Genomic DNA, 13,414 nt, shown 5'->3' on the forward strand with positions numbered 1-13,414 from the left:
AGAGGTCGGGCTTCATCACATAGTCGCCATAGCCGCGCTCCCAGCTGGTCGAGGCATAACCGTCCGGCGTTGCCATCGCCAGGTCGGTGGCCAAGAGGTAGTTGCAGCAGTGGGTTTCCTCCCAGGCGCCATTCACGAAATGCTTGGCGTGGAAGCGCTTGCCCATCAGGCGGCCCTGCATGTCCACAAGGCAGACCAGAACGGTGTCAACCGCGCCCGAAGCAACCTGGTCCTTAAGAGTGTCGAAGGTCAGTTTCGTATTCACACTGCCATATCCTTCTTCTTGAGTTCATTCACTGCAGGGATCAGCAGCGCCAGAATATCGAGAGCCATTCCTGCAGCCATTCCCTCTGTCGCAAGCAGGTCATTGCGCACTTCGATCATCACGTTGGCCAGCCCGCGGCTGATGGCATGGAGCTTCAGCGAATGGGTGACGCCGTCCGCAGGGCCGTATGGTTCGTTGCGCGCGATCGTCCGGTTGGGAAGCTTGCCGGCATGATCCAGCATGAGATCCGCCAGTCGGCTGTCTTCGTCATGCAGCAGGCCCAGCTCAACCGGCCGCGGTTTGCCGAAGTAAACCGGGGTGAAGGAATGCACTGTCACCACGATTGTCTCCGGGCCGCGCTTGTCCAGCACATCCGAGACGGCCCGGCAGAACGGGTGGTAGACCGCCTCGGTGCGGCGCTGGCGTGCCGGGGCGGTCAGCCCGGCATTGCCGGGAACCTTAATCAGCTCCGACTGCGCCGGCATCGCGCTGGGAGCCTCGGGCGGGCGGTTGCAGTCATAGACCAGCCGCGACACAGCCGATGCGACAACCGGCGCATCCAATGCCCTGGACAGTTTCAGTGAAAGATCGAGGGCGCCAGGGTCCCACACGGCGTGGCTTTTCAGGTCATCAGGCGGCAGCCCGAGACCATCATAGACCGCCGGGATGTGCGCAGAGGCATGTTCGCAGATTATCACAACAGGCCCTGCGCCATCGCGATTGATGATTTCGAAAGGTTGCAGCGTCATTACCGGCCTCCTATGCGGCACAACTTGTGGACGGGCGGCGGCGCCCGTTCATGGCGTTTCGGGGTTTGCGGCGGCGGCGATCAGCCGTTCAGAAGACCGATTAGGGCCGCGTGCAGTTCAGGCGATGCCGCCGACACGACCGCACCTTCGGAGTCCAACGCCAGTGGCTTGCCCTGCCAGTCCGTCATGATGCCCCCTGCCGCTTCGACGACCGCTGAAACGGCCAGGAAGTCATAGGGCTTCAGGTCATAGTCGATCACTGCATCAACATGGCCGGCCGCCAGCAGGGCGTGGGGGTAGCAATCGTATCCGAACCGCCGGGTCTGCCCTGCCCGGAGCAGCCGGGCGGTGACGGCCGGATGATCCGCCAGCAGCTTTTCGCCCTCGTTGATGTAGAGGATTGCCTCATCCGGATTGCGCTTGCCTGAGACCTGAATGGGCGTGCCATTGCAGGTGGCCGGCACCCCGAGGCCGCCGCAGTACACTTCATTCAGCGCTGGCATGCTGATGGCGCCGGCCTGCAGGCGGCCATTTCTGAGGAATGCAATCAGCATGCCGAACAGCGGGTGGCCGGAGATGAAGGAGCGGGTCCCGTCAATCGGGTCGATGACCCAGAGATGGTCCTTGCCGCCGCCCTCGATGCCAGTTTCCTCGCCGAAGATTCCGTGGTCCGGGTATTTGGCGGTGATGGCTGCCTTCAGTTCCCGCTCCACGGTCTGATCGGCGAGGGTGACCGGGCTGAGGTCGGCCTTGAAATCGACGGCGGTGCCCTGGCGGAAGAAGCCAAGCGCGGTTGCGGCGGACATTTCGGCCCAGGCCGCGCAGTCGCGCAGGACCGTCTCTGCCGACAGCGGGTCTGAACTGGAGGAAGTCTGGGTCATGGGAGTGTTTTCCTGGATCTGATCAGGTTGCGGGGCCCGCCTTTGCGCCGCTGAGGGACTTGCGCAGGGCGTTCGGCGTCGTGCCGTAGATTTGCTGAAAGGCTGAGGCGAAGCTGGCGCAGGTGGAGAACCCGGCCGCGATCGCGACTTCAATCAGTGTCATGTTGGTTCGCAGCAGCAGTTTCCGGGCGTGATCGAGCCGCATTTGCCGGTAGTAGCTGCACGGCGTTGTGCCGCAGTGCTGTTTGAAGTGCCGTTCGATACGGCGCGGGGACGACCCCAGAATGCGGGCGACCTCAGCCATCGGCAGCGGGTTTTCCAGGTGATCCTGGAACAGGGCAATGGCCTTGTTGACCAGGCCTGAGCCGGACAGGGCAGCGTGCAAGACTTCGCCGTTCTGGGTGCTGCGGGCGTCGCTCAGCCGGGTGTGGATGAAGGTCTGCGCCAGCCGCGTGGCAACCGGCGTGCCGTAGACATCGGCCACGAGATGAAGGGCCAGATCCAGCGCGCCGGTCTTGCCGCAGGACGACCAGTCCCCGTCGTTGACCGCGCAGACCTGATCAGTCGGGGCCAGGGCGCTCATCAGCCCGCTGAACAGTTCCCGGTTTTGCCAATGCACCGCACAGCTGCTGCTTTCGAAGACGCCGGCCTTTGCCAGCGTCAGCGCAGCGCCACCGACCGCGGCCACCTGGCAGCCCTTGCGCCGGAGGATCTGCAGGGCCGCCCGGAAATGCTGGTTGCTGCCGACGCTGGACTTGTGGCCGCCGAAAATCACCAGATAGTCCAGCTCTTTCAGAGCATCGGCCAGCGGCCTGGTTTGCACTGCGGCGCTGCAGCTGCCCTGAACGAAACCGCCATTGCTGGACAGCACGTCAACCTTCAGGCTGCTGCCGCAGGTTTCGCCCGCATCGTGCAGCGCCGCGGCAAACAGGGCGTACTCCTCCATCGGGAAACCGGAAAACACATAGAGCCCGACGCTTGCGGTGTGACCGGGCCTGCCGCCGGCGGGCCGTGCGGCCCCCCGGACAGGCGCATGTTCGCGGAAGCTGCTCTGTTTCAAATGTTGCATCATCGTATTCCCTGGTGATGGAGGAGTGCCGGTTCAGGTCTTTACCCGGCTCATCGACGGGTCGTAGAGCGGGCTGAGCTGCACCTTGCAGGGGACCCGCTTGGTGGCGACCTCCAGCTCGTAGTCCCCGTTCAGCACGTAGCCGGCATCAACGCCTTCGGGATTGCGGATGTAGCCGTAGCCGATGGCCTGCCCGACGGTGTGGCCATAGCCGCCCGAAGTCAGCCAGCCAACGCGTTTGCCGTTGCGGTAGATGGTTTCCCGGCCCAGGAGCACCACGCCGGGATCGGTGGTGAAACAGGCGAGCATCTTCTTGACGCCCTCTGCCTTCTGCGCTTCGGCGGCGGCGCGGCCCTTGAAGGGGATATCCTTCCTGAGCTTAACCGCCCAGCCAAGCCCGGCCTCGAACGGGGTGTGGTCGGGGCCGATGTCCGAGCCCCAGGCGCGGTAGCCTTTTTCCAGGCGCAGGGATTCGATCGAGCGGTAGCCGGCATTGACCAGCCCGTGCGGTTTGCCTGCCTCCATCAGCGCGGCATAGACGGTCTGGGCGTACTCCACCGGCAGGTGCAGTTCCCAGCCGAGCTCGCCCACATAGGTCACGCGCAGCGCCTGCACCGGGCAGCCGGCGATGCCGATGGTGCGGACGGTGCCGAACTTGAAACCGTCGTTGGAGACATCGTCGCGGGTGACAGCGGCGAGGATGCCGCGCGCTTTCGGCCCCATCAGCGACAACACCGCGTTGGAGGAGGTGATGTCGAACAGCTGGCAGCTCATACCGTCGGGAATGTTGCGGCGGATCCAGTCGAAGTCATGGGTGGCATAGCCGGTGCCGGTGACGATGTAGAACTCGTCATGCGCGACGCGGCCCACCGTGAGATCGCATTCGATGCCGCCCTTGTCATTCAGCATCTGGGTGTAAATCAGCGATCCCACCGGTTTGTTCACGTCATTGGCGCAGATCCAGTTCATCGCGGCCAGAGCATCCGGGCCTTTCAGCGCGAATTTGGCGAAGGATGTCTGGTCGTACAGCACCGCCGCCTTGCGCGCGGCCTTGTGCTCGCGCCCCACCGCCTCGAACCAGTTCTGGCGGCCGAAGCTGTAGACGTCCTTGGGAGTTTCGCCAAGGGCGGCATCTGCAAACCAGTTCGGGCGTTCCCAGCCGAGTTTCTCGCCGAAGCAGGCGCCCTGGCTTTTCAGCGTGTCATACAGCGGCGACTTGCGGCAGGGGCGGCCGCTGTCGTGCTCCTCATGCGGCCAAGCCATGGTGTAATGCTTGCCGTAAGCCTCAACCGTGCGGGTACGGACCCAGTCGGTATCGAAATGCGGCCGCCCGAAACGGCGGATGTCGGCGGACCAGAGGTCGAACGGCGGCTCGCCGTTCTTCACCCATTCCGCCAGCGCCATGCCGGCGCCGCCGCCCGCGGCGATGCCGAAGGCGTTGAAGCCCGCGCCGACATAGAAGTTCCGCAGTTCCGGCGCCTCGCCGATGATGAAGTTGCCGTCGGGGGTGAAGCTTTCCGGCCCGTTGGTCAGGGTCTTGATGCCTGCATGTTCCAGCGCCGGGACCCGGCCAAGCGCCTGTTCCATCAGTTGCTCGAAGTGATCGAAGTTGCTGTCCAGCAGCGTGTAGTGGAAGCCCTGCGGAATGCCGTCGGTGGCCCAGGGGATCGGGTTCGGCTCATAGCCGCCCATCACCAGCCCGCCGACTTCCTCTTTGTAGTAGGTCAGCCGGTCCGGGTCGCGCAGGGTGGGCAGGCCCGAGGGGACGCCCTCGAACGGCTCCGTCACCATATACTGGTGCTCCATCGGCACCAGCGGCACGTTGACCCCGAACCGCTTGGCGAAGGTGCGGGTCCACTGGCCGGCGCAGCAGATCACCTTCTCGCATTCGATACGGCCATGTTCGGTGATCACGGCACGGATCTTGCCGTCCTCGATCTCGATATCGGTGACCTTGGTGTCCTCGAAGATCTTTGCCCCGGCCATCCGCGCGCCCTTGGCCAGCGCCTGGGTGATGTCGGAGGGGTTGGCCTGGCCGTCGGTCGGCATGAAGGCCGCACCGATGACGTCGGAGATATCCATCAGCGGCCACAGCTCCTGCGCCTCTTTCGGGGTTAGCAGCTCCATCTCCAGACCGAAGGAATGGGCGGTGGTGGCCTGGCGCTTCACCTCTGTCCAGCGTTCCTCGTTGCAGGCCAGCCGCAGGCCGCCGTTCATCTTCCAGCCGGTGCCCAGGCCGGTCTCCTCTTCGATCTTGTTGTAGAGATCGACCGAATAGCCCAAGAGCTGGGTGATATTGGCATTCGAGCGCAGCTGCCCGACCAGCCCGGCGGCGTGGAAGGTGGTGCCCGAGGTCAGCTTTTTCCGCTCCAGCAGAACGGTGTCGGTCCAGCCAAGCTTGGCCAGGTGGTAGGCGGTGGAGCAGCCGATGATGCCGCCGCCGATGATGACTGCCTTGGCAGTTGAGGGAAGTTCAGTCATGTCAGTCCTCAGGTGTTTTGAAAGTCGTCAAGCGCCGCGCGGAAGCGCGCGAGGTTGCTGGCGGTGTAGACCGCGTAGTCAAAGTCGATTTCGGAAGTGATCTCTGACACCATGCTCCACATGGTCTCGCGCAGAAGCGAAGCGCATTTCATGGCGCTGTAGCGGTGCAGCAGGTCATCGGTCACCGGCGCCTCGAAGTAGGTTTCCAGCAGCCACTGCTCCTGCGCCTGCGACAGCCCGTTGTTGGAAGCGAGGCCGCCAAGGTCGAACAGCGGCGAGTTGAAGCCGGCATAGTCGAAGTCGATCAGCCAGAGCCGATCCCCGTCATCGAGGAAATTGCCGCACAAGAGGTCGTTGTGTCCGAAGACGATGTCGAAGGGGCCTGCCGCCTGTTCCAGCATGCTGCCGATGTCCGCCAGTTCCGAGGCCGCCGCCGCATGCGGGCTGTCCTTGTCCCGCAGGGTGGCGGCATAGTCCAGGATCACATGGAACACCCAGAAGACCAGTGCCGGGCCGCGCAAATGCTTGGGCACTTCGCGGTGGCATGATTTCACCAGCTCCAGCACCCGCGGCAGCATCGCGGGGTCGCGCACATCCGCTTCGCCTAGGGTGCGGCTTTCGATGAACTGCAGCACGGTCAGGTCATCTTCGGCATGCACAACCGCAGGCGACAGGCCGGCGGCATGGGCGGCGCGGCTGGCGGCCAGTTCATTGAAGCGCATCACCTGGTGCAGCGGGATGTCGTCGCCTGCGCGCACCACGTATTTGCCGCGGCTGTCCTGAACCAGGTAGTTCACGTTGGTGATGCCCCCGGTCAAAGGCTGCGTGGTGATGGAGCCGCGCCAGACCGGCAGCGCATGGATGCGTTCTAGCAGGCTGACGCGTTTTTGCAGATCGGATTGACTCATGGTCAGCTCTCCAGTCCAAAGCGGATGCGGGCGCCGCGGGCACCGGCGTTGACCAGCCGGTCGGCGATGATGGCGATGAAGGCGATGGCAAGCCCGGCGACCAGGCCGCGGCCGGTGTCGGCCTTGGTCAGGGCGATATAGACTTCCTGGCCCAGGTCGCGGGTGCCGACCAGCGCGGTGATCACCAGCATCGACAGCGCCAGCATGATGGTCTGGTTGATGCCCAGCAGGATCTCCGGCAGCGCCATCGGCAGGCGCACCAGGCGCAGCAGCTGCCATTTGGTGCAGCCGGATACCAGGCCCGCCTCGATCAGCTCGCCGCTGACGCTGCGCACCCCGTGGGCGGCATAGCGGACGGCCGGCGCCAGCGCGTAAAGGACGATGGCGATCATCGCGGTGAAATCGCCGACCCGGAACAGCATCACCACCGGGATCAGATAGACGAAGCTGGGCAGGGTCTGCAGGGTGTCGATCAGCAGGTTGATGGCGATGCCCGCGCGGCGGTTCAGCGCGGCCAGCACGCCCAGGGGAACCCCGATCAGGGTGGCAAGGATCACCGAGGCACCGCAGAGGTAGACAGTGACCATCGCCTTGGCCCACAGGCCGCTGACAGCAATCAGGGCAGACATCGCGCCGCACAGGGCTGCCAGCTTCCAGCCGCCGGCGCGCCAGCCGAGCAGCGTCAGCATGGCGATTGCCCAGGGCCAGGGAATGCCCAGCAGGGTTTTCTTGATCGGCAGCAGGAACCACTGCAGGAAGAAGACTTTCACTGCCTCGAACGCGTCGAAGTAGTTCACGTTCAGGTATTTGACGGTGTCATTCCAGAAGGCGCCGGTGGTGATGGTCTGGCTTTGCGGATAGTCCAGCAGCAAGGGCGAGAAGCGGCCCAGCACCCAGGTGGCCGCTAGCAGGCAGAGCACCAGCACCGTGCGCTTGTTCCGGGCGGCCCAGGAACCGGGCGCGGTGTGACGGACCTGGCCCATGCGCTCTGCGAAGGCCTGGCTCAGCCGGTCCACCGCAATGGCCAGCACCACGATGGCGATGCCCGCCTCAAAGCCTGCGCCGATGTCGAGGCGGCGCAGCGCGGCCAGCACGTCGAAGCCAAGCCCGCCCGCGCCGATCATCGAGGCGATGATCACCATGTTGAGCGTCAGCATGATCACCTGGTTGACGCCGACCATCAGGCTCTGGCTGGCCGAGGGCACCAGCACCCGCCACATCAGCTGCCGCCGGGTGGTGCCGGCCATCCGGCCGAAGTCGAGGATTTCCGGGTCCACTGCCTTGAGCGCCATGATGGTGATGCGGATCATCGGCGGGGTGGCATAGATGATGGTGGCGACCAGCGCTGATACCGGGCCGAAGCCGAACATGAACAGGATCGGCACCAGGTAGGCGAAGATCGGGATGGTCTGCATCAGGTCCAGAATGGGGGAGAGGATGCGCTCGCCGAGCGGATGGCGGTAGGCCCAGATGCCGGCCAGCAGCCCGCCGCCCGCGCCGATCGGCACCGCGATGACCACCGAGGCCAGCGTGACCATGGCGCTGTCCCATTGCCCGAAAACCGCGAGATAGGCAAAGCAGGCGCCGACAAGCGCGGCCAGTCCCCAGCTGCGGCAGTAGTGCCCCAGGGCAATCACCGCAGCGGTGACGGCGATCCAGCTGGCGGCAGGGAGCAGAACCTGCGGCTCCGGGCCGGGATCGAACAGAAAGCCGCGTGCCAGCAGGTTCAGCGCCAATTCATAGGGCTGCTCGATCAGCCAGGCTATGGCGCGGGTGGCATCGGTGAAGGAGACCGGGCCGACGGCTGCCTCCTCCATCAGCCAGGCCATGGCAGCAGAGATGTATGTGTTGAACGGGATATCCCAGGAGGACGGAACCTTGACCAGCCAGCGCGCATCCAGCGCCTTGGCCAGGTCGCGGCCGAACCAGCCCAGCAGGATCGTGGCCAGCACCAGCCCCCAGGCCACCGGGGCCTGTCTTGTCAGATGCGCTTTCATGCCGCCTCTCCCGCGCCGAACAGCACCCGTGCCACCGCCGTGCGGCCAATGCTGCCAACGATCCGGCCGTTCGCATCGCACACCGGGCGCGGGGCATCCGCGGCGATGATCTGTTCCGCGACTTCCGACACCCGGGCGGCTGCCGGAACGGGCACGCCTTCGGCTTGCGTGCCAGGGGTCATGATGCCGCCCACCGTCAGCACCTTGGAGCGCGGGATGTGGCGGGTGAATTCGGCGACATAATCCGTGGCCGGGTTCAGCACCAGTTCCTCCGGAGTGGCGACCTGAATGATCTCGCCGTCCTTCATGATGGCAATGCGGTCGGCCAGGCGCACGGCTTCCTCGAAGTCATGGGTAATAAAGACGATGGTCTTGTGCAGGCGCGCCTGCAGGCGCATGAACTCGTCCTGCATCTCGCGGCGGATCAGCGGATCAAGCGCCGAGAAGGGCTCGTCCAGGAACCACAGGTCGGGTTCCGTCACCAGCGAGCGGGCGATGCCGACACGTTGCTGCTGGCCGCCGGACAGCTCGCGCGGGTAATAGTCCTCGCGCCCCTTCAATCCGACAAGTTCCACAACCTCCCGGGCCTTTGCTTCGGCCTCGGCCCTGGGGGCAGCCTGTACGGTCAGCGGGAACATCACGTTCTGCAGAACGGTCAAATGCGGCAGCAGGGCAAAGTGCTGGAACACCATGCCCATCTTGTGGCGGCGGATCTCGATCAGCTCCTGCTCGCTGGCGGTCAACAGATCAACGCCATCAAACAGAACCTGGCCGCCGGTGGGTTCGATCAGCCGCGACAGGCAGCGCACCAGGGTGGATTTTCCGGAGCCGGACAGCCCCATGATGATGAAGATCTCGCCTTCTGCAATGTCGATGCGGGCGTCGCGCACCGCTCCGATGATGCCGGCCTGGCGGATGTCGTCTCCGCTGGGCGCCGGGTTTCTGCTGAGGAACTCTTGCGCATTGGCGCCATAGAGTTTCCAGACATTGCGGCAGGAGAGTTTGGTGTTGGGGATCATGAAATTCGGCTCCGGCGGCGGTCCGCACAGGGCGGCCGGGCAAAGTGGCAGGGTAGAGGTGCAGCCAGGGCGGGGTGAGAGCGGGCGCCGCCCTGGCTGTTTTGGATCAGTTGCTGATCCAGCCGGACCAGCGGTCCTTGTTCGCGGCCATCCAGTCAGAGACGACGGTATCAACATCCACGCCTTCGAGATCGGCTTTGCCGACCATGGCGCTCATTTCGTCGTTGCTGAGGCTGTAGTCCTGGATGATCTCATAGGCGCCCGGCCATTTGTCCGGCAGGCCGGCCCAGGCTGCCTTCCAGATCGGGCCGCGCGGCTTGCCGCAGTCATAGGCCATGTCCGGGTTCACGCCCGCCGAAGGATCGGAATAGCATTCCGGCGAATAGGCCGGAAACTCGACGAATTCGCCGTCGTATTTCGAGGGCGCCCAGTGGGGCGCATAGACCCACAGGACAATCGGGTCCTGGCGCTGATAGGCGGATTCAAGTTCGGCAAACAGCGCCGCATCGGTGCCGGCATGCACCACTTCGAATTCAAGCTCCAGCGCCTCGACACGCTCTTCGTCGAAACCGCCCCAGGTTACCGGACCGCCGACATAACGGCCATAAGGCGAGGTTTCGGCGGTCGCGAATTCTTCGGAGCAGTCCTTCAGGGCCTGCCAGTCGGGAAGGCCCGGGCAGCGGTCTTTCATATAGGCGGGGTACCACCATTCCTCGATCGCCATCAGGCCAGTTTCGCCTGCATTGATCACCTTGCCAGTGGCGGTGGCTTCATCCAGCGCTTCCCGCCCGGTGGTTTCCCAGATCTCCATGGCCAGGTGCAGGTCCCCGGTCTTCAGCCCGGCAAATTGCGCGATATAGTCCGCTTGGACGTATTCGACGTTGTATCCTGCCTCCTGCAGGATGCTGCCCATGATCTTGGTGTTGATCAGCTGGCCGGACCAGTCGTGCAGTGTCAGTTTGATCGGATCGGCGGTTTCTGCAGACCAGGCGGAAGATGCGGAAAGGGCGGCTGTCAGCGCCGCGGCTCCCAATATTCTGAGGTTCTGTCGCATGTGGATTTCCCTGTTGTGTGGTGTTGTGTGCGATTCTTGGCGTCGCGTAGGGGTATCGTGCAGTTAGCTTGGCTTTTCGTCAATAAAAACCACAAAAACCAACGCATATTCGCCTAATACGTCAATTCATGCGCCGGAATGCGCGGCCGCATGTTGCATTCTGTGGCTTTTTTGAATACGGCTTTGATAACGCCAGGAACCTTTGATAACGCCAGGAACAACGCAACGCTTGTGAAATGAACCAGAAAACCACCAACCAGCGAGAAGAAGAGATACTGCGCGAGCTGCATCGCGCGGGAGGATCCTGCCGCGTGAGCGCGCTTGCGGAACAGCTGAACGTTTCCAACGAAACCATCCGGCGCAACGTCAAAACGCTTGAGGAGCGCAGAATAGTGCGCAAGGTGCATGGCGGTGTGCATCTGAATGAAGACGTCATCGAGCCGCCTTTTGAAAACCGCCTCAGCGCGCATGCCGATGTGAAAACCGTACTGGCCCAGGCGGTGGCGGAGACGATCAGCGACGGGGATTCAGTGTTTCTGGATATCGGCTCGACAACCGCCTATGTCGCGCTGGCGCTCAGAAATCACAGCAACCTGTTTGTTGTCACAAATTCGGTTTTTGTGGCTCAGACGCTGGCCATGCGCAACAACAACCGGGTTTTTCTGGCGGGCGGCGAACTGCGCGCGCATGACGGCGGCGCCTTCGGCGCAGAGGCGCTGGACCTGGTGCGGCGCCTCAATGTTCAACTGGCGGTGTTCTCGGTCGGCGCGGTGAACAGCGAACTGGGTTTCATGCTGCACGATCTTGAGGAAGCAAACATCGCGCGCATCGCGGCTGAGAACGCGCAAGTCTGCATCGTCGTGGCTGACAGCGGAAAGTTCAACAAGCGTGCTCCGGTCTCGCTCGACAAGATGTCTGCGATCGACGTTTTCTTCACAGACCGCGATCCTCCGGAAAATATCAAGGCAATGCTGGAGAAATACGAGGTCGAAACGGTGGTCATCAACAACAGGTGATCGTCTCCCTCGTTAATCGAAAAAGCCCCCGCGTTTTGCGGAGGCTTGGTCGGAAGCGTTGGTTGCGGGAGCAGGATTTGGCCTTTACCGAACAAGTGCCTTATTAAAACGGTGACTATCTGCCAATGCGCAAGGGGTTCCTGTATCTGGTGGCGATCATTGACTGGCACACCCGCAAGGTGCTGGCCTGGCGCATCTCGAACACGCTGGAAGCGGACTTCTGTGTCGAGGCGCTGAACGAGGCCATCCACAAGTTCGGCCCGCCCGAGATCATGAATACAGATCAGGGCAGCCAGTTCACGTCCTTCGCCTGGACGGACAGGCTGCGGCGATCCGGTGTGCGCATCTCGATGGATGGCAAAGGCCGGTTCCTCGATAACATCTTCGTGGAGCGGCTCTGGCGGAGTCTGAAATACGAGTGCGTCTACCTGCACGCTTGGGAGACTGGATCAGAGGCGAAGGCGGGCGTCGGCAGATGGATCGAGTTCTACAACTCTGCTTCATTGCGCCCATCTTTCTATGTTGTTGAAGAAAATAGGTTTTGCTGATCCGGGTGCGATACCGCGGGGTGTTTGGGGTTTTTCTGCGCCCGTTTCTTGAGTTGTTGGGACGCCGTTTTTGACAGTTCCGCGCGCTCGAATACCCATGGCCCGTCGGCAAGCGGATGATCCGCCTCAATTTCACCTGCTTCCGCTGCCAACCGCAACGTTTTTGGGGCCACCCCGAGCAGCTTGGCCGCGCTGGATAGGTTGAGCCAGGGATCGAGGCCGCCGGGATCGGGCTTGAATACCGGAATTTTGCGGTAGGACCGGAGTGCTGTGATGCGCTCCCTGGTCCAGCGGTTGCCGTTTCCGGTGGCAAGACCGTTCCGGTTCAGAACGCCTGCGATGACATCGTCGCTGGCGATCCGCGCAAGCTGGCGGACAGCCTCGACAATATCCGGCGGTGTTGCATTGCGCTGTCCGCGGCGGCGCTTTGGCAGGCGGATTTCCGTATGGGCGCCGCCGGCCCAATGAACCAGCAAAACGATCTCGGAGGCATCATCATCAAGATCTGCCACCACTTCCTGGATCACCGTGCGGACGATGCGCTTCTTAAGCCTGGCATCGGTGGCCGGCGCAAACCAGACGCGTTCGAGATTGGCCCCCAGGACGACCAGGTCTTCCGCCGGCAGTGGTGTTCCGTCCGGGCTGGCCGTGTCGTGCTGCGCGAGCTTGTGCTCGATCTCCTGAACCCGCTGAAGCGCCCGGTTCCACCGGGTTTCCAGTTCGGCGGTCACCAGGCGGTTCTCCGGGTCGGACGCATCATACTGCCGGAAGGCCCGGTCAGCTGTGTATTGGGCCGCCTCCAAGTCACGGCTAAGCGCGCCGCGGACCTGGTCCCGCTGGCTCACTGCTTGCCTGGCGGCCGCCTCTGCGGCGGCGATGGCACCGGGACTGACCACCTGCAGGAGCGCGTGTTCAATGGCATCATCGACCCGCAAGCCGCCGAAGGAGATGCAGCGCGCTTCGCCGTTGTCCAGGAGGCCGCGCCAGCAGGAGTAACGCGGGATGTCGTGCTTCTTGCCGGTGTAGCGAACCGTCAGCTTGCGGCCGCAGCGCCGGCAGCGCAGCAGCCCGGCAAGAAGGGCAGAGCCGTGTTTGGCTGCACCATGATGCCGGCTCTGAGGGACGTTGTTGCTGACCATTTTACGGATCGCCTCTGCCCGTTCCCAACTCACATAGCCTTCATGCGCGCCCGGCTTCAATGCAAGCCATTCTTCGCGGTCTTTCCTGCGAACGGCCGATGTCCCGAACCCTGGCGATGCCTGGGTTTTGCCATAGGCATAAGCCCCGCCATAGGCCGGATTGACGATCATGCGGTGGATGGTGGCATAGGTCGGGCGGCGCCAGACCACCTCACCCTGTTTGCGCAAGCTGGGCAGTTCAAGGCCATGTTCGAGGAACCACAGGAGGGCCTGCCGTGCGCTCCCCAA

Annotated in this window: 11 protein-coding genes and 2 pseudogenes; 2 read left to right on the top strand and 11 right to left on the bottom strand. The window is 63.4% G+C overall.

From position 1 onward, the window contains the following. From GKC28_RS25005 to GKC28_RS25050, 10 genes and pseudogenes are all read right to left on the bottom strand, one after another. Positions 1-265: pseudogene (locus tag GKC28_RS25005) on the bottom strand (glutamine synthetase); the annotation flags it as partial. Beyond that, a complete protein-coding gene (locus tag GKC28_RS25010; protein WP_174149663.1) occupies positions 262-1,014 on the bottom strand; it encodes an N-formylglutamate amidohydrolase in 753 nt (250 codons plus the stop codon). The gene GKC28_RS25010 and the pseudogene GKC28_RS25005, both read right to left, overlap by 4 nt. Before the next feature lie 80 nt (positions 1,015-1,094). Next, positions 1,095-1,895, bottom strand: a complete 801-nt coding sequence (locus tag GKC28_RS25015) for an inositol monophosphatase family protein (RefSeq protein ID WP_174149664.1) — start codon at positions 1,893-1,895, stop codon at positions 1,095-1,097. 22 nt (positions 1,896-1,917) lie between these two features. Beyond that, positions 1,918-2,964, bottom strand: coding sequence for a GlxA family transcriptional regulator (locus tag GKC28_RS25020; RefSeq protein ID WP_254604401.1), 1,047 nt, complete (start codon positions 2,962-2,964; stop codon positions 1,918-1,920). A gap of 33 nt (positions 2,965-2,997) precedes the next feature. Then, complete coding sequence (locus tag GKC28_RS25025) at positions 2,998-5,445, bottom strand: FAD-dependent oxidoreductase (protein ID WP_174149666.1); 2,448 nt, start codon at positions 5,443-5,445, stop codon at positions 2,998-3,000. An 8-nt stretch (positions 5,446-5,453) separates the two neighbouring features. After that, positions 5,454-6,353 (bottom strand): phosphotransferase, encoded by a 900-nt coding sequence (locus tag GKC28_RS25030; RefSeq protein ID WP_174149667.1) that lies wholly within the window; start codon positions 6,351-6,353, stop codon positions 5,454-5,456. A gap of 2 nt (positions 6,354-6,355) precedes the next feature. After that, entirely contained in the window at positions 6,356-8,350 is a 1,995-nt protein-coding gene (locus GKC28_RS25035) for a proline/glycine betaine ABC transporter permease (RefSeq protein ID WP_174149668.1), read from the bottom strand. Continuing rightward, a complete protein-coding gene (locus GKC28_RS25040) occupies positions 8,347-9,369 on the bottom strand; it encodes a glycine betaine/L-proline ABC transporter ATP-binding protein (RefSeq protein ID WP_174149669.1) in 1,023 nt (340 codons plus the stop codon). The genes GKC28_RS25035 and GKC28_RS25040 overlap by 4 nt, the downstream gene beginning before the upstream one ends. A 106-nt stretch (positions 9,370-9,475) precedes the next feature. Then, positions 9,476-10,423, bottom strand: a complete 948-nt coding sequence (locus tag GKC28_RS25045; protein ID WP_174149670.1) for an ABC transporter substrate-binding protein — start codon at positions 10,421-10,423, stop codon at positions 9,476-9,478. Between the two features lie 113 nt (positions 10,424-10,536). Next, positions 10,537-10,713, bottom strand: coding sequence for a hypothetical protein (locus tag GKC28_RS25050; RefSeq protein WP_174149662.1), 177 nt, complete (start codon positions 10,711-10,713; stop codon positions 10,537-10,539). Between the two features lie 21 nt (positions 10,714-10,734). On the opposite strand from GKC28_RS25050, the gene GKC28_RS25055 reads away from it, so the two are divergent. Both GKC28_RS25055 and GKC28_RS25060 read left to right on the top strand, forming a co-directional pair. Further along, on the top strand, positions 10,735-11,439 hold the full coding sequence (locus GKC28_RS25055; RefSeq protein ID WP_368041169.1) for a DeoR/GlpR family DNA-binding transcription regulator: 705 nt from the start codon (positions 10,735-10,737) through the stop codon (positions 11,437-11,439). 116 nt (positions 11,440-11,555) lie between these two features. After that, a pseudogene (locus GKC28_RS25060) lies at positions 11,556-11,933 on the top strand (transposase); the annotation flags it as partial. A 23-nt stretch (positions 11,934-11,956) separates the two neighbouring features. Here the strand turns inward: GKC28_RS25060 and GKC28_RS25065 are convergent. Beyond that, positions 11,957-13,414, bottom strand: a 1,458-nt coding sequence (locus GKC28_RS25065; protein ID WP_174149672.1) for a recombinase family protein, incomplete at its 5' end; no start/stop codon positions are given.

The sequence above is a fragment of the Leisingera sp. ANG59 genome, from assembly GCF_013317235.1.
Classification (GTDB): domain Bacteria; phylum Pseudomonadota; class Alphaproteobacteria; order Rhodobacterales; family Rhodobacteraceae; genus Leisingera.

What these genes read in the sequence shown, in the direction of transcription:
- GKC28_RS25020 (WP_254604401.1), bottom strand. Translation starts at nt 2,964, where the DNA reads ATGCAACATTTGAAACAGAGCAGCTTCCGCGAACATGCGCCTGTCCGG.
- GKC28_RS25025 (WP_174149666.1), bottom strand. Translation starts at nt 5,445, where the DNA reads ATGACTGAACTTCCCTCAACTGCCAAGGCAGTCATCATCGGCGGCGGC.
- GKC28_RS25030 (WP_174149667.1), bottom strand. Translation starts at nt 6,353, where the DNA reads ATGAGTCAATCCGATCTGCAAAAACGCGTCAGCCTGCTAGAACGCATC.
- GKC28_RS25010 (WP_174149663.1), bottom strand. Translation starts at nt 1,014, where the DNA reads ATGACGCTGCAACCTTTCGAAATCATCAATCGCGATGGCGCAGGGCCT.
- GKC28_RS25050 (WP_174149662.1), bottom strand. Translation starts at nt 10,713, where the DNA reads ATGCAGCTCGCGCAGTATCTCTTCTTCTCGCTGGTTGGTGGTTTTCTG.
- GKC28_RS25015 (WP_174149664.1), bottom strand. Translation starts at nt 1,895, where the DNA reads ATGACCCAGACTTCCTCCAGTTCAGACCCGCTGTCGGCAGAGACGGTC.
- GKC28_RS25035 (WP_174149668.1), bottom strand. Translation starts at nt 8,350, where the DNA reads ATGAAAGCGCATCTGACAAGACAGGCCCCGGTGGCCTGGGGGCTGGTG.
- GKC28_RS25045 (WP_174149670.1), bottom strand. Translation starts at nt 10,423, where the DNA reads ATGCGACAGAACCTCAGAATATTGGGAGCCGCGGCGCTGACAGCCGCC.
- GKC28_RS25040 (WP_174149669.1), bottom strand. Translation starts at nt 9,369, where the DNA reads ATGATCCCCAACACCAAACTCTCCTGCCGCAATGTCTGGAAACTCTAT.